The sequence below is a fragment of the Pedobacter zeaxanthinifaciens genome, assembly GCF_003313335.1.
Classification (GTDB): domain Bacteria; phylum Bacteroidota; class Bacteroidia; order Sphingobacteriales; family Sphingobacteriaceae; genus Pedobacter; species Pedobacter zeaxanthinifaciens.
On the sequence record NZ_QMHP01000003.1, the window covers coordinates 159,820 to 185,140 of the forward strand.

General features: G+C 38.9%; 24 protein-coding genes. All 24 read right to left on the reverse strand.

The genetic code is table 11. The features are described from left to right. Positions 1 to 4 precede the first annotated feature (4 nt). On the reverse strand, positions 5 to 826 hold the full coding sequence (locus DUT68_RS05595) for an RteC domain-containing protein (RefSeq protein ID WP_091098934.1): 822 nt from the start codon (positions 824 to 826) through the stop codon (positions 5 to 7). 261 nt (positions 827 to 1,087) lie between these two features. Further along, complete coding sequence (locus DUT68_RS05600) at positions 1,088 to 3,361, reverse strand: multicopper oxidase family protein (protein WP_028069432.1); 2,274 nt, start codon at positions 3,359 to 3,361, stop codon at positions 1,088 to 1,090. Between the two features lie 13 nt (positions 3,362 to 3,374). Next, positions 3,375 to 3,830 carry a heme-binding domain-containing protein gene (locus DUT68_RS05605; protein ID WP_072885944.1) on the reverse strand — a complete coding sequence of 152 codons (456 nt, stop codon included), beginning with the start codon at positions 3,828 to 3,830 and terminating at the stop codon, positions 3,375 to 3,377. 32 nt (positions 3,831 to 3,862) lie between these two features. Further along, entirely contained in the window at positions 3,863 to 4,282 is a 420-nt protein-coding gene (locus DUT68_RS05610; RefSeq protein ID WP_113636560.1) for a hypothetical protein, read from the reverse strand. Between the two features lie 26 nt (positions 4,283 to 4,308). Then, on the reverse strand, positions 4,309 to 4,833 hold the full coding sequence (locus tag DUT68_RS05615; protein WP_002993268.1) for a DUF305 domain-containing protein: 525 nt from the start codon (positions 4,831 to 4,833) through the stop codon (positions 4,309 to 4,311). An 11-nt stretch (positions 4,834 to 4,844) separates the two neighbouring features. Then, positions 4,845 to 5,510, reverse strand: a complete 666-nt coding sequence (locus tag DUT68_RS05620; protein WP_113636562.1) for a DUF3347 domain-containing protein — start codon at positions 5,508 to 5,510, stop codon at positions 4,845 to 4,847. A 6-nt stretch (positions 5,511 to 5,516) separates the two neighbouring features. Next, positions 5,517 to 7,637: a heavy metal translocating P-type ATPase gene (locus tag DUT68_RS05625; RefSeq protein WP_084018990.1), complete on the reverse strand. Its 2,121-nt coding sequence runs from the start codon at positions 7,635 to 7,637 to the stop codon at positions 5,517 to 5,519. An 18-nt stretch (positions 7,638 to 7,655) separates the two neighbouring features. Further along, the gene (locus DUT68_RS05630; RefSeq protein ID WP_013407366.1) at positions 7,656 to 7,961 is read right to left on the reverse strand and encodes a hypothetical protein; all 306 of its coding nucleotides are present in this window, start codon (positions 7,959 to 7,961) and stop codon (positions 7,656 to 7,658) included. A 14-nt stretch (positions 7,962 to 7,975) separates the two neighbouring features. Continuing rightward, a complete protein-coding gene (locus DUT68_RS05635) occupies positions 7,976 to 8,851 on the reverse strand; it encodes a DUF3347 domain-containing protein (protein ID WP_113636564.1) in 876 nt (291 codons plus the stop codon). Positions 8,852 to 9,119: 268 nt separating this feature from the next. Next, a complete protein-coding gene (locus tag DUT68_RS05640; RefSeq protein WP_084018992.1) occupies positions 9,120 to 9,299 on the reverse strand; it encodes a hypothetical protein in 180 nt (59 codons plus the stop codon). Between the two features lie 261 nt (positions 9,300 to 9,560). Further along, positions 9,561 to 9,782 carry a heavy-metal-associated domain-containing protein gene (locus DUT68_RS05645; protein ID WP_084018993.1) on the reverse strand — a complete coding sequence of 74 codons (222 nt, stop codon included), beginning with the start codon at positions 9,780 to 9,782 and terminating at the stop codon, positions 9,561 to 9,563. A gap of 98 nt (positions 9,783 to 9,880) precedes the next feature. Then, the gene (locus DUT68_RS05650) at positions 9,881 to 12,295 is read right to left on the reverse strand and encodes a heavy metal translocating P-type ATPase (protein WP_113636566.1); all 2,415 of its coding nucleotides are present in this window, start codon (positions 12,293 to 12,295) and stop codon (positions 9,881 to 9,883) included. 89 nt (positions 12,296 to 12,384) lie between these two features. Further along, positions 12,385 to 12,948 carry a helix-turn-helix domain-containing protein gene (locus tag DUT68_RS05655; RefSeq protein WP_070566701.1) on the reverse strand — a complete coding sequence of 188 codons (564 nt, stop codon included), beginning with the start codon at positions 12,946 to 12,948 and terminating at the stop codon, positions 12,385 to 12,387. Positions 12,949 to 13,063: 115 nt separating this feature from the next. After that, the gene (locus tag DUT68_RS05660) at positions 13,064 to 13,888 is read right to left on the reverse strand and encodes an RteC domain-containing protein (protein ID WP_084018995.1); all 825 of its coding nucleotides are present in this window, start codon (positions 13,886 to 13,888) and stop codon (positions 13,064 to 13,066) included. Between the two features lie 360 nt (positions 13,889 to 14,248). Next, positions 14,249 to 16,285 (reverse strand): heavy metal translocating P-type ATPase, encoded by a 2,037-nt coding sequence (locus DUT68_RS05665; RefSeq protein WP_113636569.1) that lies wholly within the window; start codon positions 16,283 to 16,285, stop codon positions 14,249 to 14,251. Next, a complete protein-coding gene (locus DUT68_RS05670; RefSeq protein ID WP_198418292.1) occupies positions 16,285 to 16,731 on the reverse strand; it encodes a methyltransferase family protein in 447 nt (148 codons plus the stop codon). Before DUT68_RS05670 ends, DUT68_RS05665 begins: the two co-directional genes overlap by 1 nt. Positions 16,732 to 16,896: 165 nt before the next feature. Further along, positions 16,897 to 18,183, reverse strand: coding sequence for an efflux RND transporter periplasmic adaptor subunit (locus DUT68_RS05675; protein ID WP_113636571.1), 1,287 nt, complete (start codon positions 18,181 to 18,183; stop codon positions 16,897 to 16,899). Between the two features lie 6 nt (positions 18,184 to 18,189). Continuing rightward, entirely contained in the window at positions 18,190 to 22,557 is a 4,368-nt protein-coding gene (locus DUT68_RS05680; RefSeq protein WP_113636573.1) for a CusA/CzcA family heavy metal efflux RND transporter, read from the reverse strand. A 252-nt stretch (positions 22,558 to 22,809) separates the two neighbouring features. After that, positions 22,810 to 23,136 (reverse strand): DUF6660 family protein, encoded by a 327-nt coding sequence (locus tag DUT68_RS18660; protein ID WP_084018999.1) that lies wholly within the window; start codon positions 23,134 to 23,136, stop codon positions 22,810 to 22,812. Positions 23,137 to 23,194: 58 nt separating this feature from the next. Continuing rightward, entirely contained in the window at positions 23,195 to 23,602 is a 408-nt protein-coding gene (locus DUT68_RS05690; RefSeq protein ID WP_084019000.1) for a Fur family transcriptional regulator, read from the reverse strand. A gap of 6 nt (positions 23,603 to 23,608) precedes the next feature. Then, positions 23,609 to 23,947: a hypothetical protein gene (locus tag DUT68_RS05695; protein WP_072885930.1), complete on the reverse strand. Its 339-nt coding sequence runs from the start codon at positions 23,945 to 23,947 to the stop codon at positions 23,609 to 23,611. Between the two features lie 79 nt (positions 23,948 to 24,026). Continuing rightward, positions 24,027 to 24,233: a GDCCVxC domain-containing (seleno)protein gene (locus DUT68_RS18625; RefSeq protein WP_084019001.1), complete on the reverse strand. Its 207-nt coding sequence runs from the start codon at positions 24,231 to 24,233 to the stop codon at positions 24,027 to 24,029. Then, complete coding sequence (merTP, locus tag DUT68_RS05705) at positions 24,233 to 24,835, reverse strand: mercuric transport protein MerTP (protein ID WP_084019002.1); 603 nt, start codon at positions 24,833 to 24,835, stop codon at positions 24,233 to 24,235. The genes DUT68_RS18625 and merTP overlap by 1 nt, the downstream gene beginning before the upstream one ends. After that, positions 24,832 to 25,206, reverse strand: a complete 375-nt coding sequence (locus DUT68_RS05710) for an ArsR/SmtB family transcription factor (protein WP_084019003.1) — start codon at positions 25,204 to 25,206, stop codon at positions 24,832 to 24,834. The genes merTP and DUT68_RS05710 overlap by 4 nt, the downstream gene beginning before the upstream one ends. Positions 25,207 to 25,321 lie beyond the last annotated feature (115 nt).

A 25,321-nucleotide genomic window follows, 5' to 3' on the forward strand; every position in this document is an offset into this window, starting at 1 on the left:
GTCGTTACTTTTCGTCCTTTTCGTCCATTTTTTTTATTAGGGCTTCACAGAGGCTGTCAAGGAATTTGGTTCGGTTTATCTTACGGGCTTTCAGTTCCATAAACGTGTGGTAAAAATCGCCTAACTCAATATTAAAGGCTTCTTCAAAAGTTTTAGCTATCAATTTTATGTCTGTATTCCCATTGTTAAATACACCGTGGGAGTACAGTGCATATATGAGTTCCGTCAGTGCCGTTTTACTTGCCGTCCATTTCAATGAATTGTCCGAACCCCTTTTCACATTGATGTTATTGAGCCTGTCTTCCAAATAAACTTGTATCAGGTCATTGGCAATAATCTTGGCAACCTTATAATCGTGTGAAGTAGAAAAACGATGGTCTGCTTCAAAATAAAATGTGTCTAACCACAGCCTTATATCGTGCTTGCCACGCACAAAGAATTTTTCGTCAACGAAAGAATTATTGCTGCGGTAATACTTGTAAAAATCAAGGTTGTTTTCAAAGAACCTTTTTAGCTTTTTCAGTTCTTTGGTAAAATATTTCTTGGTACGCTTGTTCCCGTAGGGTCTTCTTGTTTCGATTTTATAGATGGCATTGTAGTAGATGAGCTTTGAAACAATAACAGGTTTCTGATACTTGAAAAAATGGATTTCTTCTTCCATATTCTTAAAGTCATTTTTCAGTACAAAGTCCTTTAAGTCGGCAAGGCTTTGTATGATATGGTGTATAACGGCTTCAATTCTTTTTATGGGGCAGTCGGTTTCAATCTCCAGTTCCTGGATTGCAGTTTCCAATTTAAGATATGTTTCATTGTAAAATTTATCCATTCGCTTCATTTTGATGTAATATATTATTGGTTAATACAGAAAAGCTAACACTGTTCGTATTAGCTTATGATGCAATTACTGCTTAAAAAAATTCAACCTCTACCGTATTGATGATGGAACGATAGATAGATTTTTGTTGCATACTTTAAAGGGTTGTAGTATGATGCAGGTTAGTCTTTGCGAATTACACCTGCATCACCTCCTTTTTTTTACCGATATTTTTTTACGGTTATGCAGTTTACAACCCTTAGTTATTTAATTTTAATAAGTCAATGCCAGCCCCACACCAAAGCCCATATCGCTATCATAGTGGGTACGTATACCTATATTCTTATTAATGATATACCTAAGTTCTCCCATATACTCTAAGTCGGTATTCACCATAAAACCACCTCTTAGTCTTTTTGAAATTGGTATATCTTCACGCATTAACTGCAATCTCACAATTCCATCATGATATACTTCTGCCTGAAAATTGACCAGCATAGGTAACGTATACATAAACCCTAAACTGAACGCCCTGCGGGTGTCTTTCTTGTTGGTTTGTCCAAATATGTTCTTTTCGTGTTCATCTTCTCCCATTTTACGGTAGCGGTAATCAAAACCTACAAAGGGCATGAACCATTGCATCTTTCCAATGTATCTACCTAAATGGGTTTCTACTTCATAACCGTGCATACTATTATAGCCTAAACGCCATTCTGTTCCTAATTGGTAGCGTGCATTCATTAGCATAGCTTCTCCATCATTACCATTGGTTGCAAAATCGTTTTGTGCCATAAAATGAGGCATATTACTTTCTCTTTGCAATTCTTTATAGGCTTTTGCCTTGTCGGGTAGATAGGGGTTATTGTAGTCTCCAACTTCAAAGACCCTGTTCATTCCCGCCATCATGTGATATAATATATGGCAATGAAAGAACCAATCACCTTCCTCATTTGCTAAAAACTCAATGGTATCTGTTTCCATAGGCATGATATCCAACACATTTTTAAGCGGCGATTTTTCGCCTTTTCCGTTTATCACCCTGAAATCAAATCCGTGAAGATGCATTGGATGCCGCATCATTGAATTATTATAAATGGTAATCCGTAGAATTTCTCCTTTTTTTACAGGTATTTTGTCAGTTTCCGAAAGTATTTTATTATCCATGCTCCATACATAGCGGTTCATGTTGCCAGTAAGTGTGAATTTCAACTCTTTTACAGGCGCATCATTTGGAAGAGAGGTGTTATAAGGTGATTGCAACATAGCATAATTTAATGTTTTGATGTCTCCCAAGGCATTAGCGTTGTAACGGTTAGCGTCGTTATCCATATCCATACCCTCATGCTTACTGTGGTCTGCTTTTTTTGTTGCATCTCCGGTAATTTCGGGATACATCACTACATTCATGTCCATTTGGTTAAGGCTCATCTTCATGCCCATATCGTCCAAATCGCCATTCATTTTCATCATATCGTTCATCATCTTCATCCCCTCGAAATACTTCAATCGTGGGAGTGGAGAAATAAGCTGTTTGACCCCATCACCTATAAAGTAACTCGCAGATTGTGTCCTGTCTTCGGTTGTTGCTAAGAACTCGTAAGCCAAACCATCTTGAGGGATAGTCACTACAATATCGTAAGTTTCAGAAACGGCAATGATTAACCTGTCCACCTCTACAGGCTCAACATCATTCCCATCATTCGCTACTACTGTAATTTTTCCTCCAGCATACCGTAGCCAGAAATATGAAGACGCCCCTCCATTGGAAACACGCAATCTGACTTTGTCGCCTGCTTTTAGCTTTTTACCATCAATTGTTTTCAAATCGGTGCTATGGCTACCATTTATTAGGATTTTATCATAGTAAACGTCACTGACATCCATCGCCAGCATCCGCTTCCACTCGTTTTTTACCTTTACCCCTAATTTTCCCTCCTTAATAGCTTCAACATATGATTGTGTTGCGCCTTTCTTAATGGCCGCCCAATCATTTGCATTGTGTAGCATACGGTTGATATTATCGGGGTTAAGATTTGTCCACTCACTTAATATAATTGGAACGGTCGGCAAATCGTCAATTCCTTTTCTGAATGTCTTATCATCGCTTCTTTTCTTCATGATAAAACTTCCGTACATGCCAATCTGCTCCTGCAATCCTGAGTGGGAATGGTACCAGTGCGTACCATGCTGGATAATCGGAAAACGGTAGGTGTAGGTTGTGCCCGGTGCGATGGGTTTTTGTGTAAGCCAGGGCACACCGTCTTCTTTATTGGGCAGGAACACACCATGCCAGTGAAGTGATGTGCTTTCTTTCAATTGGTTGTGCACCACTATTTCGGCAGTGTCGCCCTCGGTAAAGGTAAGGGTGGGCATGGGGATTTGCCCGTTTACGGCAATTGCCCTTTTTTGCTTACCTGCATAGTTGACAAGCGTATCTTTTACATACAGCTCGTAATGCACCACTCTCTGTGCAAACAGCGTTTGCGTGCAAAGCAGTATCAGCACTGTTTGCAAAATTCTTATAGGTATTTTATTATATCTGTTCATGATTTGAAAAATTTTATTTAATGCTGTCTTCCATTGTGCTAAACCACGCTATCAAAACCTGCTTATCCTCCGGTGACAATACTGCATTGCGATGAATTAGTGTGTATGATGACAACGGCATTTCCCCGTCCTTAACCTGCCCGGCCATAGCCCTGAACTTGTTTCGCTGCCTGCGGACAGAATAGTCGCCAAATTCGCTAAAGTTGAGTTCCTCTTTCCCCTTTTTTATATGCTCTGCCATGTACCATGCGCCGGGCTGGATACGGCTGTACCACGGATAATGGGTATTGTTGCTATGGCAGTCATAACAGGACTGAACAAGGATAGCCTTTACATTTTGGGGTACGGTGTACACCCTTTCGATATGGGTGGCTGGCACTTCAACCGCCTGGTTCCGTAAGGGCTGAAAGAACTGTATGGCAATCAGGACGACAGCCAGCCCCAATATGATTTTCTTCTTTATGGTCATAATTATTTTATTGTGGCTTCATCTTTTTGTGTCTACTGTTTTTTCACATACTTGGCATAATTCCCCTTGTTTTCAAAATAAGAAACTTCACCGTTATTTCCTGTCACAGCAATCACCGCATTAGCTTTGTCTACCTGCTTATGGGAATAGGGGTCTATCGCCATCCGCACGGTCGCATCTTTTGGAATACGTTCCTTACACATTTCGCAACATCCGTAATAGGTTTTACCATCAAATTTTACGTCAAACTGCCTTTTGCCCATATAGGCATCGTTGACCATGCAGACTTCATCCGATGGAACCAATTCACCTATTTGGGTAGTATGTCCGTTGCTTTCCGGAGTTGCCTGCGAATGCTGCTGTTCCGCTTCATCCTTATTTGACCCCGCCTGACCGCAAGCGGTGAATAGCAGGGTTAATAAGGAAATAAAGCCAATTATTATTTTGTTCATGTCCAAACTTGTTTTTTTAAATTTTATTATTTACTTTCTTCAAACTCTTTTAGCTTGCGCTTCATTAGTTCAATTTCTTCCGCTTGGGTTTTAAGTATATTTTTTTGCAGCTCTATCAGTTCCGGGTCGGTCAGGTGTGCCTTTTCGGACATCAATATGGCTGCTGCGTGATGGGGTATCATACCCTTTGCAAACTGCTTGTCCCCGACATTGATTTGTTCCCTGATACCAAACCATGAAAAGATGCCAACAGCAACCGAGATGATGGCTATCGCCCAATTCATCTTCCTGTTGGGGTACATTACTTTCATTATCGCTAATTCGATAAGCAGCATTGCCGAGGTCATCAGCAGGGTCATGTACAAATTGTTGATATTGGGTATCAGGTTCTGCCACCCGTCAATCATGGCGTACATGATAAAATACATCACTGCGAACATGGCTACAGCCATCACCGCAAAGCGTTTGTACATGGCCGAAGCATGTTTTGTATTGTGCGTGCCATGCTCCGAGGAATGACCCGCATGGTGACTGTTTTGCATATTTTCCATAACCCTGAATTTTATTTGCTGTTAATTGTTTTTTCCACCTTACCGCAGGTCAGCATTTTAGAACCGTAGTAAGGGTTTTTGATTTCCTTGTTTTCGCTGAACCAAACAGCACCCTTACCGTCATTGAACATCGGGCAATGGTCCTGATACAATGTTTGCGATGTACCGAACAAATCAATCAGGTCTTTCAAATCTTCGCCAAGCGAGGCCAAATGTTCCCGCTGGTGGTGGATGTTGCCGACATTTTCCCCGATATGTTCTGCGTGTTCTTTAGCATCGTCCGCTATGTCCATGTACTTTTTGTGCTTATCGGCAGGAACGGCTTTCATGTCCACTTTATTCAGGGTAGCTAACAGCTTTTTCCCTGAACTGGCGGCAGCTTTGTCATCGTCCGAAACAAGGGCGTTCTTTAAGGACAGATAATCGGTAACTATGGGCGCAATAGAAAAGTTTTTTGCTTCTTCTTTTCCTGTTGCTTTTGCTTCCTGACCGCTCGGAGTTTCACTCACAACGGGCGCAGCTACCGTATCATCCTCTTTTGGTTGGGAAGCTGGCTGTTCTTGTGATACCACAGCAGTATCACTTGAAGACTGCTCGTTTTTGTTGGATGCCTGATTGCATGATACTGTTACAAATGCCATGATAACAGCAATGATTGATAATGTTAGATTTTTCATTTTTATTTATTTTTTGATTTTTAAAAAACTTGCGTTAATAGCCACTACAATGGTGCTTACACTCATCAGCACAGCACCCATAGCGGGACTTAAAACAAAATTCGGATAGAGTACGCCTGCCGCAAGCGGTATTGCCACCACGTTGTAGCCAACCGCCCATATCAGGTTCTGTACCATCTTTTTGTAGGTAAGTTTGCCGAAGTCAATCAGTTTGACCACATCCCTCGGGTCACTGTCTACCAATATGATATCCGCTGTTTCGGCAGCCACGTCCGTACCGGAACCCACGGCAATTCCAACATCTGCCTGTGCCAGTGCAGGTGCATCATTTACACCATCACCAGTCATTGCTACGATTTCGCCTTTTGCCTGAAACTCCTTTACTTTCTCCTGCTTGTTATGCGGAAGCACATTGGCCAAATACCCGTCCATACCCAATTTTCCGGCTACGGCAGCAGCAATCCTGTCGTTGTCCCCGGTGAGCAGAAAGGACTTGATGCCCATTTTTTTGAGTTCCTCAATCGCCTGTGCCGAACCCTCACGGATGCTGTCTGCCAAAGTAATGAGGCCGATTACCCGGTCATCAATGAGAACAAAGTTTACTGTTTCGGCTTCCTGATTAATTTCGGTTGGAATTTCCGGCAAAGAAAGGTGGTTTTCGGTGAAGTAATTCGGGCCACCAGCTACAACACTCTTTCCGTTTACAACACCTTTTACACCTATACCCTGCATATAGCTAAAGTTTTCAGACTTCCATAACGCAAGCCTCTTTTCTTTCAATGTAGCCATAATGCCTTTTGCGATATGGTGTTCCGAATTTTGCTGTACTGCGGCAGCATACTGGATAACTGCATCGGCATTGTATTCGTCCGTAAAGGGAATAACCTTTTCCACGGCATGGGAACCTTTGGTGAGCGTTCCGGTTTTGTCAAAAATGATGGTAGATAGCTTACGGGTGGTTTCAAATGCTGTGCGGTTGCGGATGAGCAGACCATTGGTCGCCGATAGCGTTGTGGAAATGGCGACCACCAACGGGATAGCCACGCCCAATGCGTGCGGGCAGGCCGTTACCATTACCGTCACCATTCTTTCAAGCGCAAAGGCAATATCTCCACTGCTTGCATACCAATAGGCAAATGTGCCTATGCCCACGGCAATGGCAATAAAGGTGAGCCATTTGGCAACTTTGTCCGCAAGGTTTTGCGTATTGGACTTAGTAGCTTGTGCCTCCTGCACAAGATTGATAACCCTGTTCAGGTAGCTGTCTTTTCCAACGGCTGTTACCTTAACTTTCAGCGCACCATCGCCATTGATAGAGCCTGCGATGACCTTTCCGTCCTTTTCCTTTTTTACGGGAACACTTTCTCCGGTAAGCATACTCTCGTTGATATATGAAAGCCCATCCAGAACCAATCCGTCGGCTGGAATTTTTTCACCCGGTTTTATGATAGCCGTTTCACCGCTTTGCAGGTCTTCGAGCTTTATCTTTACAGCTTCTCCGCCTCGTTCCACGGTAACATCGTTGGGCAGTAACGCTACCAATGACTGTAATGCCCGTGAAGCAGCCATTTGGGAACGCATTTCCAGCCAATGCCCTAACAGCATGATGTCAATTAGGGTTGCCAGTTCCCAAAAGAAATCCATACCCTGCAAGCCAAATACAACGGCTACGGAATAGACATAGGCTACGGATATGGCGATAGCAACAAGTGTCATCATCCCTATGGCTTTGGCTTTCACCTCGCCAATCATTCCCTTTAGGAATGGTAAGCCTCCATAGCAATAAATCACCGTACCCAATGCCAGCAACACATATTTATCGCCATTGAAAGCAAGCGAGAAACCTAACCATTGCTGTATCATGTGCGACAGGAGCAGTATAGGGATTGTAATGACAAGGCTTATCCAAAAACGAGTGAGGAAATCACCTGTATGATGTCCCTCATGTTTATTAAAGTTTTCGTCAGCATGGCCATGTTGAGAATGCCCGGAATGCCCATGTTCTGATGTGTGTTCATGAGAAACTGACGCACCGCCAACGGGAACCAATGCCATGCCACAGAGCGGGCATTTGCCCGGTTCGTCTTTTAGCACCTGTGGGTGCATAGGACAAGTATATTTTTTCATAACAAGGGGTTTTAAAAGTTATGTTGCACTTAATTTTTTTGCCATCTCATGGGTCATTTCTTCGGCATAAGTACCATAGGCATCAACAAGTACGCCTTTATTCTTACTATCATTAGACGATATGGCATAAATTACGGCATTGTTATCAGGACTGCTGTCGAGGCTTTCAAACCTATGAGTTTCCGTAACCGTAAAATCCTCCGGTTTTAGTTTCAGGCTCCTTGACGTACAGTACAGACAGTCCGGCAACAGACTAAAGTCCATACTGTACCCACGTTGTCTTAGGTCTTTAAGCGCCTGCACCATGTCATTGTACTGTACCATAGCTTTCAGACCTGTTATTTAATGGTTTCGACCGTACTTCCGCAGGTGAGCATCTGTGAGCCGTAATATGGATTTTTAACCGCATTCTCTTTACTTAGCCAATTGGCTCCCTTACCTCCGTTGTACATAGGGCAGTGCTGGTAATAAATGGGGGTGTCCTGTTTAGAAACTTTGGCAAGTGTGTAGATGCTTTCCGAAAGTGCCGCAAAAGAACTTTTTTGTTTTGCAACATCTTTTGATTTTGAAATGCTTTCCGCATTGGCCGTCAAATCCTGCATCACTTTCATCCAAGCCGTATGTTCCTCTGCCGATAGCTTGTTCATATCGACTGCTTTAAGGGATGCAGCCAATTCAGCGGCTTTGGCAGATGCGGTCGCCGCATCGGTTTTTATCAAAGCGTCTTTCACTGAAAAGTAGTTGTCAAATACAGCTTTTAGCTGTGATTGGTTTTGAGCTGCATCTTTATTAGCTGCCATTTGGCTATGGTCGTGATTGCCATGTCCGGCATTCATGTCCATGCCAGCCTCTTTGTTTTTGGCAACCGTCTTCACGGGTCTATCATACTGGCAGCAACCAGCCAGTTTAGCATATACGTCATCCGGCGCACGGAACTTCTCACTGTCATAACCAGCCAAAGCAATACGTTTCAGGATTTCATCCTGATTTGTTTTGTCGCCGTCATAGGTGAGCGTAGCCATCTTGGTATCTTTGTTCCAGTCCACGCTGGCTACCTTTTTTACGTTACCTGCTTTTTCGATGGTGGTTTTGCACATACCACAATTGCCGTAAATCTTTACGGTTTCTGTTTTCGCATTCTTGATTTGTGCGAAGCCGTTTATTGATGATAGTAACACGGCGATTACCATCACTATTTTTGATAATGATTTCATAATAATTACATTTTGAGAAACGGGGGATTGATAAACCCGTTTCTGTTTTAAATTTTAAGTAAATGATACAAATAGGGGATTTGCAAAAGCCGGAACAGCTTCTGACAGGACACACCTATGGCTATCAGGCCATAGTTTTAGCTTATTTTAGGCGGTAGCCAAATGGAGAAAAAGCCCGAAGAATAATAGGCTTCTTTGAAACCGAATTTTTGCTTTTTACTTGCTGCAAATTGATTTTTTGCTTTTAATTCGATTATAACTGGTAAACTTAAAGAAGTGATTGAAGCACCGCACCTGCAAGAGCTGTGTGAACAACCGCCCCCGCAATTGTCACTTTTGCATTTTTTACAGGATTTGCCCTTGCAACCTTTTTTATGTTCTGATTTTTTGGATTTTTCTTTTGAGCAGGAAGACTGCTCGGTTTGTGTTGATTTTTTGGAACAAGCATAACTCTGATTGGGCATCAGGAAGAAACCCAAAAAGAAAAGTGTTAAAATGCTTATATGTATTCTCAAATTTTTCAACGCTACAAAGTTACAAATAAGATTGGTTTTTTTTTATCGTTTTGCCTTTTTTTTGCTATATAAACAAAAAATACCACATCCGCAATAGCCTTTCAGTCTTTTTTCAGAATTGATAAAATACCCTTTCCTGAAAGCCTACCCTTGTAAAAGTTCGGTCAGAAAAGGGCATTTTAAAAGACTTTGGATTAGACGTTCAAAGGCTCTATTTTGAAGCCTGCCTTTTGCACAGTGGATATTACTTCTTGCTCGGTAATTCCCTCGGACTTCACGGTAAGCACCTTGTCCTTATTGTTGGTGTCCACGTCCCAATGGCAGATGCCCTCTGCCTTGTCCAAGTGTGGTTTTACAGATGCGATACAACCGCCGCAATTAATGTTTGTCTTGAATTGAAATTGTTTATTTTCCATTGCTAATAAATTTAAGAGTTATTGATAATGCAAATTTCAGTGCTATTTGGTTCAGAATTGTTGTGTAATTTCTTATTTGATTTGTGATTTTTACTGTTTTACTTCTTCCACTTCAACCGCAGGCTGTTACTTACCACGCTCACGCTGCTCAACGCCATTGCTGCGCCCGCTATCATCGGGTTTAGCAAGAAGCCGTTAATTGGGTAAAGGATGCCCGCTGCCACCGGAATACCGATTAGGTTGTAAATAAACGCCCAAAACAGGTTTTGCTTAATGGTGGCTACGGTCTGTTTTGACAATCGTATTGCCTGTGGTACCTTGGTAAGGTCTGATGAAATGATGGTCATTTTGGCTACCTCCATTGCGATGTCCGAACCTTTGCCCATTGCGATACTTACATCGGCTGTTGCCAATGCGGTGCTATCGTTGATACCATCACCTACCATTGCCACTATTTTACCTTTGCTTTGTAGCTCTTTCACAAAATCGGCTTTATGCTGTGGTAATACCTCGGCTCTGTAATGTTTAATGCCAGTATGCGCAGCAATGGCTTTGGCGGTTGCTTCATTATCTCCGGTCAGCATATACAGGTCTATACCCATATCCTGCATTTCCCTGATAGCTTGCACCGATGTTTCTTTAATCTTATCGGAAATGGCAATTACAGACAGAGCCTGTTTGCCGTTTGCAAACCAAATAACGGTTTGGGATTGTTTGCCCCATTCTTCGGCTTTGTTTTGTAATTCGTCAGCAATAGCGATGTTGTTTTCTGCCAATAGCTTTTTATTTCCTACATAATAGGTTTCGTTGTTATGGTCTGCTTTTGCGCCTTTACCTGTAATGCTGTCGAACAATGATAAAGTTGCGTTTCCTGCTCCGTTCAAATGTTTTACTACTGCTTCCGCTAATGGATGTTCCGATTGCTTTTCGATGCTTAATAAAATATTTTTGGTCATATCGTCATTGTTCAGCCAGGCAATATCTGTTACTTGTGGTCTTCCCTCGGTAATGGTTCCGGTTTTATCCAATACAATTGCGTTTATCTTTTTAGCCAGTTCAAGGCTTTCCGCATCCTTAATCAAAATACCGTTTTCAGCACCTTTGCCAACGCCTACCATAATGGCGGTCGGGGTCGCTAAGCCTAAAGCACAAGGGCAGGCAATAACCAATACCGTAACGGCTGCCAGCAAGCCTTGCACAACTCCGTTTTCGCCCCCTAACACCAACCATAAGATAAATGTAAGGATAGCAATACCCATTACTACCGGAACAAAGATGCCTGCAATCTTATCTACCAGCTTCTGTACTGGAGCTTTGCTTCCCTGTGCATCCTGTACCATTTTGATGATGTGTGCAAGCATGGTTTCTTTTCCAACTTTCACCGCTTTGAATTGAAAGCTGCCTTTTTGGTTAATCGTTCCGGCAAATACCTTTTCATTTTCCTTTTTCAACACAGGCACAGGCTCACCGCTTAGCATACTTTCGTCCACATAGGAATTACCTGATGTTACCATACCATCCACCGCAATTTTTTCGCCGGGCTTTACGAGTATAATATCACCTGCACTTACATCTTCAATAGCCTTCTGTCTTTCTGTGCCATCAGCTTCTATCACAATAACCGTTTTAGGCTGTAAGCCCATTAGCTTTTTAATGGCTGAAGATGTATTACCTTTGGCTCTTTCCTCTAACAGTTTCCCCAAGAGGATAAATGCGATAATTACGGCAGCGGCTTCAAAATAAACGTGAGAGTGTAGCCCTCTTTGATGCCAAAAGTCTGCAAATAACATATTGAATACACTGAACAGGTAAGCAATACCAGTACTTAATGCAACCAGTGTATCCATATTGGCAGAACGATGTTTTGCCTGCTTCCACGCATTGATAAAAAAGTCTTTTCCTAACCAGACAAGTACCGGAGTTGAGAAAAGCCACATTATCAGGTTTGCATAAGGCATATCCATAAAGAACATACCGATTACCACCACAGGCAAAGAGAGGATGATTGCCCAAATGGTTTTGTTTTTGAGTTTCCTGAATTTCTCGGTGTGAATAGCTTCTAACGTTTCCTGCTGTGTGGTTTCGTCTTCAATCAATAAGTCATAACCAACTCCTTGTACTGCTTTTTGCAGCGTTGAAGCATTGGTCATGTTTGGTAGATATTCTACCGTAAGATTACCCGTTGCAAAATTCACGGAAGCATCAACTACTCCCGATTGGTATTTAACAATGCTTTCGGCACTGCCCGCACAGGATGCGCAGGTCATGCCCAATACCGGAAAAGCACTTTTAACCGTAGGAACTCCGTAACCTAAATCTTTAATTGCCTTAACAGCTTCGCCTACTGTTTCATTGCTATCTACTGTAATAGCTGCCCTGCGGTTATTTAGCTCTACTTTGTGGGTTTCTATGCCTTTTACTTGTGTCAACCCTTTTTCAACGATTAATGCACAATGTTCGCTTTCCACATCCTCCAATGGAATGTATATTGTTTCTTTATTATTAGTTGCCATATTCTGCTTGCTTTAATTAACAATGCAAAATTGGCTATTATATCAACGGGTGCTATTGTGAAATTTTGGAATTGATTTGTAAAATTTATTTACACTTTATCCAATGGCTTTCTTTTATCTTCTTTTATCTGTTTGAAATAGCTCGGTGTCAGTCCTGTTACTTTTTTGAATTGATTGCTTAGGTAGGATACACTCGAATAGTTCAGACGAAAAGCAATTTCACTCAAAGACAACTCATCGTACACCAGCAATTCTTTTACTTTTTCAACCTTTTGGGCAATAAAGTATTTTTCAATAGTAGTACCCTCTACCTCTGAAAACAGATTGGACAGGTAATTATAATCGTGATGCAATTTATCGCTCAATACATCTGAAAGATTGATTTTTACATCATTATCTTGATGGTGTACCAAGTCAATGATAGTGTTCTTTATCTTCTCTATTATCCTACTTTTTTTATCGTCAATTATCTCAAATCCCAATGGCTCTAAAGTTTTTACCAAAGCATCTTTTTTTGTAGGGGTTATCTCTTGTGCTAAGGTTACTTCGCCCAATTTTATATTCTTAATGCCTAAACCGAGTTTTTCCAATTCATTTTGCACCACTATAATGCAGCGGTTACAGACCATATTTTTTATAAAGAGTGTATTCATATTTATTCTCTGCCCACATTTTGTATTTAATATAAAAGCAATAAACAAATTTACGATTTAAGTTTAATTACTTTGACTTCTTGTCACGAGGAATAAAGGCGTTGTACATATATGTTTACTGTTTTTCGTCTTGTTCGTCCATTTTTTTAATCAGTGCTTCACATAGATTGTCAAGGAATTTCGTTCGGTTTATTTTGCGGGCTTTCAGTTCCATAAACGTGTGATAGAAATCACCTAATTCAATATTAAAGGCATCTTCAAATGCTTTAGCAATCAATTTTATGTCTGTATTCCCATTGTTAAATACACTTTGGGAATATAGTGCATAAATAAGTTCCGTCAGTGCTGTTTTGCTTGCCGTCCATTTCAACGAATTTTCTGAAGTCTTTTTTAGATTAAGGTTATTCAACTTGTCTTCCAAATAAACCTGTATCAGATCATTGGCAATTATCTTGGCAACCTTATAATCGTGCGAAGTAGAAAAAGTATGGTCTGCCTCAAAATAAAAGGTATCTAACCATAGCCTTATATCGTGTTTTCCCCGTACAAATATTTTTTCATCCACAAAAGAATTATTGCTTCGGTAATACTTATAAAAATCAAGGTTGTTATCAAAGAACCTTTTTAGCTTTTTCAGTTCTTTGATAAAATATTTCCTGATGCGCTTATTCCCATACGGTCTTCTCGTTTCTATTTTATAAATGGCGTTGTAGTAGATGAGCTTTGAAACAATAACAGGTTTCTGATATTTGAAAAAGCGGATTTCTTCATTAGTATTCTTAAATCCTTTTTTCAAAACGTATTCCTTTAATTCCGAAAGGCATTCGAGAATAAGGTGTATGGCAGCTTCAATACGTTGTAAGGAGCAATCGACTTCAACCTCCAATTCGCTAATTTCTAATTCCAGTTTAGAGAGTGTTTCTTTGTAGAATTTGTCCATTCCTTATCTTAAATCTATTAAAAAAATAATTGAGAAGCCTAAATACTGTAATATTTGAAAAGAATTTACATTTTCAGGCTTCTCTTTTGAAACTTTGGTTTTTGCTTGATAACTTATAATTCCACTTTTAGTGATAGTGATAGATATAATAGTGTCTAATTTTTATGTATATCAAAGCAATAATGCACACAGCTAAAAATATCCCAAAAAGTATCATAAAGAGCGAAGGTTTTTTCGACTTCAACAAATTACCATTTGAGGGTTTAGAAGCTTTGTATCTTTTGTACGGAGGTACTTTTTGATAACTTTTGCCTTTCCTATGCATTGTTAGTTTTATTCATTATTAGAATAAGCTTAATTCTAAAATTTCATCCTCTGTATTCTTACAGCATTCAAAATTGCCAATAATGCTACACCTACATCTGCAAAAACAGCTTCCCACATTGTGGCTAAACCACCTGCTCCTAAAACGAGAACGACAGCTTTTACACCAAATGCTAAAATGATATTCTGCCAAACTATTTTCTTGGTTTGCTTTCCGATATTGATTGCCATTGGGATTTTACTTGGTTTATCATCCTGAATTACAACATCTGCAGTTTCAATAGTGGCATCGCTTCCTAAACCACCCATTGCAATTCCTACATCGCTCAAAGCTACTACAGGCGCATCATTCACGCCATCGCCAACAAATGCTACGGTTTCGTTTTTGGCTTTGATTTCTTTTACTTTATTTACTTTGTCTTCCGGCAATAAATCGCCAAAGGCATTATTAATTCCTAATTTATCGGCAACAAATTTTACCACGGTGCTTTTATCTCCGCTCAACATTGTAGTTTTTACGCCTAATGCTTTTAGTTTGTCAATTGTAATCTGTGCATCTTCTTTAATACTGTCGGCAATGGTAATGTAGCCTGCAAATTTTCCATCGTAAGCAATGGCGATTAAAGTGTAAACAATCGTACTTGGGTCTAAATCATAACTGATATTGAACTTGTCCATCAATTTGAAATTACCTACCAATAATTCTTTTCCGTTTACGTTGGCTTTTAAACCGTGACCTGCTATTTCTTCTGTGTTTTCTAATTTTAGGGAATTGTCAATTTCTCCTACATATTGATGAATGGCTGTGGCAACAGGATGTGTACTTTGACTTTCTAAGGCATTTACCAATTTCAGAATTTCGTCTTTATTTAATTCAGGTTTCAAATTAACTTCCTGTACTTTGAAAACGCCTTCGGTCATTGTTCCGGTTTTATCCATCACAACATTCTGAATACCTGCAATCACATCTAAAAAGTTACTTCCTTTGAATAAAATCCCATTTTTTGAAGCGGCACCAATTCCACCAAAATACCCTAAAGGAATACTGATAACCAAAGCACACGGACAAGAAATAACCAAAAACACTAATGCTCTGTATAACCATTGACTGAACAAATAATTATCAACAAAAAAGTAAGGAACAACAGTAATAAGCACTGCTAATAACACAACAATTGGTGTATAGATTTTTGCGAATTTTCTGATGAATAACTCTGTTGGTGCTTTTTGTGCAGTAGCATTCTGAACCAATTCCAAAATCTTTGAAAGCTTGCTATCGGTATATGCCGTGGTTACTTTTACCTGTGCAACTGTGTTTAAATTTATCATTCCTGCTAAAACAGTTTCGCCTTTGGTTTTGGTGTCGGGTTTGCTTTCGCCAGTTAATGCTGCGGTGTTGAATGCTGCCGTTTCGGATAATAATTCGCCATCTAATCCTAATTTCTCTCCGGGTTTTAATTGAATGATATTGCCGATGCTTACAGTTGCTGCTTTTACAGTTTTAGGTTGGTTATTTTCTAAAATCGTTACTTCATCGGGTCTTTGGTCGAGCAGGGTTTTAATGTTGGCTTTGGCTCTTGTTACGGCTAATGTTTGGAACACTTCGCCAACGGCGTAAAACAGCATAACGGCAACACCTTCGGGATATTCGCCAATGGCGAAAGCTCCGATAGTGGCAATGCTCATCAATAAAAACTCTGAAAATACATCGCTTTTGCGGATGCTCTCAAATGCTTCTTTAATTACAGGAAATCCAACAGCTAAATAGGCTATTGCATACCAAATAATTCTTACCCAACCTGTAAACCAGGATTGCGGTAGCCAATTATCAAAAGCAATAGCAATCATCAGTAAAACAAAACTGATAATGGCAGGTAAAAACATTTGAAAGGTAGATTTGTCGGTACTTCCGTGGTTGTGACCGTCATCATCGCTGTGTTCGTGGTTGTGACCGTCATTGTTGTGATGCTTTTCTAATAATTTTTTAGCATTAGCATCGGTATATATTTTTTCTTCCTGTGGTGTGCAGCAAAGCTGTTTGCCTTGTGCATCGTATTTATGTTTGTGTTCCATTAGAGTAGTCTTTTAGTTGTTTTTTTATAAATTAAATATTGTTCTCCGTGTTGTTTTTCCAAAAACTCTTCTTCCAGTCTTATCTGAATTTGAATAACGATATAGGTAGTAAGCATCAGGAAAAATGTAAGTGTATTGGGTAGTATAAAAAATATTCCTGCAACACTGATTATCATTCCCAAAAAAATCGGGTTCCGGCTGTAAGAGAATAATCCTTTTGTGATTAATTCGGTTTTGTTATTTTCATCAATACCGACACGCCAACTGTTACTCATTTGATATTGCGCTACTGAAATCCATAGTAATGAAAGGTGTATCAGTATTAATGCAATGATTAAAAACACGTCTTTCATTAAATAAGAAATCGGTACTAAATATTGATACATTTTATCGCTGAACGAATAGATGAATACCGCAACGAAAAGCAATGCTATCAATACTTTCATCACAAAACCGATATAGTCGTGTGCAATATCTGTTTTGCCAAAAGTTATGGGATTGATGCCCGTTTGCTTGTAGGTTCGGTATTATGGTAGCACAAAAGCTACCATAATATACAACACCAAATACACCGGCAAATAAAATTTTAACCAAACCATAGCGTTCAATTTTTAATGTTCGTGACCACCTGCATTGCTTAGTTTTGCATTGACGAAAAACGCACCTTTAACTACAATTTTAGCATTGGCAGGAATTTCATTTACAAAAGTTACAGCGGTGTAACCCATATCAGATACGCCTTTCAGCACTTCTACCTTTTCAAAATTCTTAGCAGTTTTATCTTCTTTATGGTCTTTTTCTTCGCCCTCTTTGTGGTCGCCTTCTTTTTCGCCTTCTTCGTGATGGGCTTCTGCTTCTTTATTGGTTTGTACAAAAATGTAGTATTTGCCATCGGCATTTACAATCGCATCAGTTGGTACAGCAGGCGTTGTTACATTATTAAGGCTTACAATTCCTGTGATATTCATTCCATCAATTAAACCACTTTTATTACCATTTACACGACAATGAACGGCGATGGTTTTGCTCTCGTTTTCAAAGGATGAACCAATGCTGAAAACTGTAGCATCATACTCAGCAGTAGGATTATTGGTTAAAGTAAAATGAATAGTTTGTCCAACTTTTACCTGTGGTAAATCTTTTTCAAACACCTGTAAATCTAAATGCAATGAACTGTTATCTACAATTTCGATAACCGGCGAAGAAACATCTACATAACTTCCAATTTTGGCAAAAACGTTGCTAACCGTACCATTCAGCGGACTGGTTACGACCAATGCGGATTTTAAATTTCCGTTTGATACCGAACCTGGATTGATGCCCATTAATTGTATCTGCTGTTGCAAGGAAGCTCTGCGGGTTCTTAAACTGGTTAATTCGGCAGTAGCACTTTGCAGATTTTTCTTTGCACCTGCATTGCCTTCATTCAGTTCTTTTTGCCTTGCTAATTCCTGTTCTGCAAACGTAATTCTGCTTGCTGTACTCAAATATTCTTCCTGCAATTGGATGAACTGCGGATTGGCAATGGTTGCAATAACCTGACCTTTTCTTACATAATCTCCAATTTGAACTTTCAGTGTTCTTATCACACCGCCATACAAAGAAGTGGCGTTGGCTTTATTGTTATTGGGAACTTTCAGATTTCCGTTTGCTTTGATGGTTGCTGTTAATTCCTTGTGTTCAATGGTGCCTAATTGTATGCCTACCGTTTTTATTTGTTCTTCGGTAAGTGTGGCAATGGTTGGCGTTTCTTCCTCGTGTGGTGCTTCTTCTTTTCCTGCAGTTTTGGTTTCGGCAGATTTATCTTCTGCTTTCTTATCATTTTTACAGGCAGAAAAAGCAAATAGTAAAACAGCTATGGCTGTCATCAACGTGATTTTTTTTATATTGAATTTCATTTGTACTTATTGATTGATGAATGAATAAATATTGATTACAGATTGGTTGACCTGCTGAATACTTTTGAGGTAATTCAACTGAATATCGGTTGCGGTTTGCAAGGCAAAAAGATATTCTACATAACCGATGTCGCCTGTTTTGTAACCTAATTGTGCTGCTGAAACAATTTCTTTAGCATTAGGCAAAGCTTCTTGCTGAAAATAATTGAACTGCTTCATATCCTGCTGGTATTGCAACAAAGCATTTTGCATTTGCGTTGCCAACGTTCTCTGTTGCTGTTGTGCATTGGCTTCGGCTGCTTGCTTTCTATAATCCAAAGATTTTATTCTGGCTTTGGTAGCACCGTAAGTAATGGGAATTGCAATGCCGATGTTTACAGAATTAAACCGGTTTCCGCCATTGAAAAACTTCTCAGCTCCATTCACATTTTGAAAACCAATTAAAGACTGATTGACATACCCAATCGTAAAATCGGGTAAACCTTGTGCCCGTTCTACTTTTTTGGCTTTTTCCGCAATAACTGCTTCCTGATACAAAGATTGAATAGCAGGATGATTGGCTACTGCATCATTATCCAACAAATTTGAAATTTGTAAAGGCTGAAAATTTCCATTTCCTGATATGGTAAAATCTTCTTTCGTATTCATCAATGTTTTCAGATTGGCAACGGCATTATTTAAGAAAACTTCATTTTGTTTTAATAACAAATTGATTTCGCCTTTCTTGGCTTCTGCCGTACTGATGTCCACTTTTTTGGTATCGCCGGTTTTGTAACGAAGCTTTGCAATGCCTATGAAATTGTTGTACAAACTGTCTAATTCCTGTAGTTGTTTTTGATTGTGTTGCAAGTACAAAATTTGATAATAATAAGTACGTACTTGGTTTTTTAATTCTAAAACACTCAAGTTCTTCTGCAATTCTTTACCTTTAATTTCAGCATTAATCAACTCCTTTTTTGCTCCGAATAATGACGGAAAAGGAATGGTTTGTGACACCTGAAAAGACTGGTCGAATTTGGTGCTGTTGTACTGTCCCAACTGTGCATTAATATCCAACTTAGGTAATTCTCCGGCTGTTTTTTTCAACGCTTTGCTGGCATCAATTTCTAAATCTGAAGCTTTAATGGCTTGATTATTTTGAAGCGCAATATTTATCGCATCATCAACACTTGATAAATGCTGTGTTTGTGCATTTGCTGTAAAGCCTGTTAATGACAGAAGCAATACAATGATAGTTGCAATAGGTTTCACTTTGGGTTTTCTTTTTAAATTAATTTTTGAATTGAAAATGATGTAGAGTAAAGGCAGAACGAACAGCGTAAGGAAAGTTGCCGTAACCAAACCACCGATTACTACGGTTGCTAAAGGTTTTTGAACTTCTGCACCTGCACTGCTACTTAGTGCCATCGGTAAAAATCCTAAGCTCGCAACGGTTGCCGTCATCAATACAGGTCGAAGTCTTATTTTTGTTCCTTCGATTACTCGTTTGAAAACATCTTTTATTCCTTCTTTTTCCAATTGGTTGAAAGTGCCTATCAATACAATTCCGTTAAGAACGGCTACACCAAACAAGGCGATAAAACCAATTCCTGCACTGATGCTGAAAGGCATTCCACGAAGCATTAAAGCCAATACGCCACCAATGGCGCTCATCGGAATTGCGGTAAATATTAAACCTGCTTGCTTAAAGGAACGGAACGTGAAATAGAGCAACACAAAAATTAATAACAAGGAAATAGGAACGGCTATCATTAATCTATTGCTGGCTTCTTTCAGATTTTCAAACTGACCGCCGTAAGTGAAATAATAACCTGGTGGTAATTTTACCTGTGCATTTAATTTTTGTTGAATTTCTTCAACCACACTTTGCACATCTCTGCCTGCAACGTTGAACCCGATTACAATTCTTCTTTTTCCTGCTTCACGACTTATTTGCGCCGGACCTAATTTATAATCAATCGTAGCAACTTGTGATAACGGAATTTGATTGCCTGTGGAAGTTGGTATCATTAAATTATTTACATCTTCAATACTGCTTCTGTGAATACTATCTAACCGAACCACCAAATCAAATCTTCTTTCATTTTCGAAAACCACACCTGCACTTTTCCCTGCAAAGGCGGTACTTACAACGTTGTTTACGTCTTCTACATTAATGCCGTAATTGGCTAAACGAGTTCGGTCATATTCTACATTAATTTGTGGTAATCCGCTTACACGTTCTACTTGTGGAGCTGTAGCACCTTCTACGGTTTGAATAACTTTGCTTACTTTATCGGCATTCAACGCCAATGTATCTAAATTTTCTCCGAATATTTTTACTGCCACATCTTGTCGAATGCCTGTCATCAATTCATTGAAACGCATTTGTATCGGTTGGTTTTTTTCAAAAAATACTCCAGGTATTGCTTCTAATTTTTCATTAATGGCATCTGCTAATTCATCGTAAGTTCTGCCACTTTTCCATTCGCTTTGAGGTTTCAGCAAAATCATCATATCGGTTGCCTCGGGTGGCATTGGGTCGGTGGGTACTTCTGCTGCTCCTGTTTTACCGACCACCATTTTTACTTCATCAAATTCTTTAATAATTCTTGAAGCTTGCATTGATGTTTCGATACTTTGGCTTAATGAACTTCCTTGTGGTAAAATGCAGTGAAAGGCAAAATCGCCTTCCTGCAATTGTGGTATAAATTCGCCACCCATTCTGCCAAATAGAAATAGTGTAAAAGCAAATACAGCAACGGTTATGCCCACTAACCAATATTTTATTTTGATGGCTTTTTCTAATAAAGGCTGATACATTTTTTGCAACCAATTCATCATTTTATCTGAAATGGTTTCTTTGTGCATCGGCTTTTTAGATAAAAACAAAGCACACATCATCGGAATATAAGTAAGGGATAAAATCAATGCGCCAAATATTGCAAAACCTACTGTTTGCGCCATAGGACGGAACATTTTTCCTTCAACACCTACCAACGTCAAGATAGGAATGTAAACGATTAAGATAATGATTTCGCCAAAAGCTGCACTGCTACGGATTTTAGAAGCGGATGTAAAAACTTCGTTATCCATTTCCAATTGTGTAAGTTTTTGCTTAGATTTTCTTAAACCCAAATGATGCAAAGTGGCTTCTACAATAATTACCGCACCATCTACAATTAAACCAAAATCTATCGCACCCAAACTCATTAAATTGGCACTCACGCCAAAGACATTCATCAAGGCTAAAGCAAATAGCATCGCTAAAGGAATAGCGGAAGCGACAATCAATCCCGCTCTGAAATTTCCCAAGAAAATAACCAATACAAAGATGACAATCAATGCACCCTCTATCAGGTTTTTTTCTACGGTACTCATTGCTCTGCCTACTAAATCGGTGCGGTCTAAATAAGGTTCAATGATAATATCATCGGGTAAAGATTTTTGAATAACGGGTAGTTTTTCTTTGATACGATTGACAACCTCGTTACTGTTTTCGCCTTTCAGCATCATTACCACACCGCCCACTGCATCTACTTCGCCGTTATAAGTCATTGCGCCATATCTTACCGCACTTCCAAATCTTACATCGGCTACATCTTTAATAAAAATAGGAATACTGCCACCGTCATTTTTTACACTGATATTTTTTACATCATCTAAAGAAGTAACCAAGCCAATTCCACGAATGAAATAAGCATTTGGTTTTTTATCAATGTAGGCACCGCCTGTATTTTGATTGTTTTTTTCTAATGCCGTAAAAATATCAGTAACACTTACACCCATTGCTCTAAGGCGGTTCGGGTTCACGGCTACTTCATATTGTTTCAGCTCGCCACCGAAGCTATTGACTTCGGCAATTCCTGGTGTTCCGTACAATTGTCGGGCTACAATCCAATCCTGCATTGTGCGCAATTCTTTGGCATCGTATTTTTTCTCGCTTCCTTTTTTGGGATGGATGATGTATTGATACACTTCGCCCAAACCTGTACTTACGGGAGCCAGTTCCGGCGTACCAATTCCTTTCGGGATTTTCTCTTCGGCTTCTTTTAATTTTTCATTGATTAATTGCCGGGCAAAATAAATATCTACATTGTCTTTAAATACAACCGTAATTACCGACAAACCAAACCTCGAAATGCTCCGTGTTTCTTCTAAATCTGGAATATTGGCAATACTTTGTTCAATAGGAAAAGTTACTAATTGTTCTACTTCTTGCCCCGCCAATGTGGGACAAACCGTAATTATTTGTACCTGATTATTAGTAATATCGGGTACGGCATCAATGGGTAATTTTGTGGCGCTCCACACTCCCCAAATAATGAGCAACAAGGTCATTATACCAACGACAAGCTTGTTCTTGATACTGAATTTTATAATGTTATCTAACACGTATTTCTGTTTAATATTTTACAAAAAATATACTTGCCACTTGTGGTAAGCAGCCAACAGATTTATGAATGTCTATGGAATGGAAAACGTACTATTTGCCTATTATCACAAAAGCAAAAGCTTTATGGATTTATCTGAAACAAACAGGAAAACTTAAATGGATTGCACATATCATTATAAAATGAATGACAGGAGCATCATCAGTTAAGGCTAAACATCAGCCATCAACAGCATTTGGAAAATCTGTAAAAATTAAACATTAAACTTGGGTGGGTTCCAGATATTTCCTTGGTAGCGGGAAATTAAGGTGTAATCACGGATTGTGATTTTTTTAGTAACGAAAGCAAGTTTAGGTTGCTTGATTTCAAAAGGCTTGAAATTAAAAGACCCGATGCTTACACTGCAACAACTGCAATAGCAAAAAGGACTACAATTGTCGTCGCTATCCTGGTTATGGTCGTGAGATTGGGCGGTTTCAAATTTAGGAACGGTATCTTCACACTGATTGCTTGCATCGCTGCAAGGCAACGCTGCGAGTACCATCAGGTAAAAAGTCCATATTGTGAGAAACCATTTCATTAGGGTACAAATATAGAAAAATAATTTGTGCAATCGGATTGCAAAGTTTCAGATTATTTTAATTGCATCTGTCACACCTTCCTTTAAGCACCAAATTGATACCTTCTAATTTGAAGTTTAGAGGAATATTGATGTTGGGAATTTCTGCATCTGTAAGGCAAAAAGTTCGTTTGCATTGTGAGCAATGGAAATGCGTGTGCTGCTCCGAAGGATTACAACTGCAGCCGGATTGGCAAAGTGCATATTTTACAACACCCGTTCCATCATCGATTGTATGGATAAGTTTGTGCTCTAAAAATGTTTTTAAAGTTCTAAACAAAGTGACATTATCTGCATTTTCGAACTGTTCTGCCAATTCTTTATGACTGATGGCGTATTGTTGCTGCATCAATTTTTCTGCCACCAACAAGCGCATTGCGGTAGGTTTTATATTTCTTTGTTGTAAAACATTTTCTAATTCAGTCATTCTAATTCAAATTTCTATTGTCCAATCATCCTTGTCATCTTCGTTAACTGCTATTTGCTCTATGATGCTGTTCGATACACTGTCGGAGTACGTGCCATAGCCATTTACGAAAATCCCTTTTGCTCCGTCTTTTTGGTTTCTCATCGCATACAAGATAGCTTCATCTTCCAAGTCATTCAGTCCTGTAAAACGATAAATTTTATCAATAACTATGTCACTTAAATTGACCTTTTCGCCTCCTATTTTGTATGAGATATTTTCTTCCAATAGGTTAAAATCTTCGGTATAACCTCTTAGTCTTAATATTTCAATTACCTCTGATAATGTTTTTTCTGTTGATAGCATAAGTTATTTTTATAAGTGTTTACAAATAATTAGTAAAACCTACCGATTTTTTATGTGATTTCTATAAAATGCGTTCTATTTAGCAACATTTTTTATCCTGTTGTATTGGTGGACAAGGAACACTGGCATAGCTACAATACACACAGCAGTCGCCTTGTAGTGGTTTTAACCTTGTTTTGCAATTTTCACATTCATAAAAATACTGACAAGCATCAACTGGCATTGTTTCCTCTTTTTTGTGCCCACATTTTGGGCAAGTTATTATTGATTGTAATTTAATTTCCATTATGATATAACTTTACTTTCTAGTGATTTATAACCTGTCGAATTGATAGCTTTTTCGATTTCAGCAATACGGGTTTGCTTATTATCAAACTTGACAATAGCGTTGCCTTTCTCATAGGAAACGACAACTTCGATAATTCCTTTTAGTTTGCTAACCTCTGTTTTAATATGATGTTCACAACCTGAACAAGTCATTCCTTTAATTGTAAACTCAACTTTCTGAATTTTGGAACTTTGGGTAATAATTGTTTTGTTTTCGGGCTTTGGAAAAAAGATGTGAGCGTAAATTGGAAATGATAAAAGTAAAGCCACCACAAGGGTAATAATTCCTAAAAATGATTTTGTTTGCATAAAATTTATTTTTTCAGTTGTTTCACATTTACAGTCAATTTTCTTTTGCGGTTTCAACTTTTGATACCAAGCAAAACCAATTACTAAAATTGTTAAACCGATAAAATATGGTCGGAAAGGTTCGAGCCAGGAAAAGTTTGAAGCAAGTCCGCTCGTCCCTGCTATGAGAGCTAAAATAGGTGTAATGCAACACAATGAAGCTACAATTGCTGTCAAAAGTCCAGTCCCGATTAGTTTGTTGTCCGTTTTCATATTGTTTCTAAAATTTTGTTGTCGTCAAGTATTTTAAAAAATGGTTCCAACATTTTTTCATACTCTTTCGTCAACGAGTAAAAAATGGTTTGCGCTTCTCTTTCGGTTTCAATAAGCTTTCGGTCTTTGAGTTTTCTCAAGTGCTGAGAAATTGCTGAAATTGTCATACCAAGAATATCGCTTAAATCACAAACACAAAGTCGTTTTTCTTCAAAAAGAAGAAACAGAATTTTCAGTCTTACATTGTTTCCCGTCAACTCAAGTCCGTTCGACAAATAGTCAAACGAGCCGTGGAGTTCTGAAACTCGTTCTTTACAGCGATTGATTTGTTTAATGTCAGCCTGTTGTCTTATGCAAGAAGTATTATCCATAATGCAAATATAGCTAATTTTCTTATTTAAGCAAATGCTAAAATATAAGTATTAAAATTTGGTATTTTATATGTTGATGTAATGGTGCCGTTTCTTTCAATTCTTCTAACAATAT

Excerpts from the sequence above, each read along its gene's own strand:
- DUT68_RS05595 (WP_091098934.1), bottom strand. The coding sequence starts at position 826 with ATGGATAAATTTTACAATGAAACATATCTTAAATTGGAAACTGCAATC.
- DUT68_RS05600 (WP_028069432.1), bottom strand. The coding sequence starts at position 3,361 with ATGAACAGATATAATAAAATACCTATAAGAATTTTGCAAACAGTGCTG.
- DUT68_RS05605 (WP_072885944.1), bottom strand. The coding sequence starts at position 3,830 with ATGACCATAAAGAAGAAAATCATATTGGGGCTGGCTGTCGTCCTGATT.
- DUT68_RS05610 (WP_113636560.1), bottom strand. The coding sequence starts at position 4,282 with ATGAACAAAATAATAATTGGCTTTATTTCCTTATTAACCCTGCTATTC.
- DUT68_RS05615 (WP_002993268.1), bottom strand. The coding sequence starts at position 4,833 with ATGGAAAATATGCAAAACAGTCACCATGCGGGTCATTCCTCGGAGCAT.
- DUT68_RS05620 (WP_113636562.1), bottom strand. The coding sequence starts at position 5,510 with ATGAAAAATCTAACATTATCAATCATTGCTGTTATCATGGCATTTGTA.
- DUT68_RS05625 (WP_084018990.1), bottom strand. The coding sequence starts at position 7,637 with ATGAAAAAATATACTTGTCCTATGCACCCACAGGTGCTAAAAGACGAA.
- DUT68_RS05630 (WP_013407366.1), bottom strand. The coding sequence starts at position 7,961 with ATGGTACAGTACAATGACATGGTGCAGGCGCTTAAAGACCTAAGACAA.
- DUT68_RS05635 (WP_113636564.1), bottom strand. The coding sequence starts at position 8,851 with ATGAAATCATTATCAAAAATAGTGATGGTAATCGCCGTGTTACTATCA.
- DUT68_RS05640 (WP_084018992.1), bottom strand. The coding sequence starts at position 9,299 with ATGCTTGTTCCAAAAAATCAACACAAACCGAGCAGTCTTCCTGCTCAA.
- DUT68_RS05645 (WP_084018993.1), bottom strand. The coding sequence starts at position 9,782 with ATGGAAAATAAACAATTTCAATTCAAGACAAACATTAATTGCGGCGGT.
- DUT68_RS05650 (WP_113636566.1), bottom strand. The coding sequence starts at position 12,295 with ATGGCAACTAATAATAAAGAAACAATATACATTCCATTGGAGGATGTG.
- DUT68_RS05655 (WP_070566701.1), bottom strand. The coding sequence starts at position 12,948 with ATGAATACACTCTTTATAAAAAATATGGTCTGTAACCGCTGCATTATA.
- DUT68_RS05660 (WP_084018995.1), bottom strand. The coding sequence starts at position 13,888 with ATGGACAAATTCTACAAAGAAACACTCTCTAAACTGGAATTAGAAATT.
- DUT68_RS05665 (WP_113636569.1), bottom strand. The coding sequence starts at position 16,285 with ATGGAACACAAACATAAATACGATGCACAAGGCAAACAGCTTTGCTGC.
- DUT68_RS05670 (WP_198418292.1), bottom strand. The coding sequence starts at position 16,731 with ATGAAAGTATTGATAGCATTGCTTTTCGTTGCGGTATTCATCTATTCG.
- DUT68_RS05675 (WP_113636571.1), bottom strand. The coding sequence starts at position 18,183 with ATGAAATTCAATATAAAAAAAATCACGTTGATGACAGCCATAGCTGTT.
- DUT68_RS18660 (WP_084018999.1), bottom strand. The coding sequence starts at position 23,136 with ATGAAATGGTTTCTCACAATATGGACTTTTTACCTGATGGTACTCGCA.
- DUT68_RS05690 (WP_084019000.1), bottom strand. The coding sequence starts at position 23,602 with ATGACTGAATTAGAAAATGTTTTACAACAAAGAAATATAAAACCTACC.
- DUT68_RS05695 (WP_072885930.1), bottom strand. The coding sequence starts at position 23,947 with ATGCTATCAACAGAAAAAACATTATCAGAGGTAATTGAAATATTAAGA.
- DUT68_RS18625 (WP_084019001.1), bottom strand. The coding sequence starts at position 24,233 with ATGGAAATTAAATTACAATCAATAATAACTTGCCCAAAATGTGGGCAC.
- merTP (WP_084019002.1), bottom strand. The coding sequence starts at position 24,835 with ATGAAAACGGACAACAAACTAATCGGGACTGGACTTTTGACAGCAATT.
- DUT68_RS05710 (WP_084019003.1), bottom strand. The coding sequence starts at position 25,206 with ATGGATAATACTTCTTGCATAAGACAACAGGCTGACATTAAACAAATC.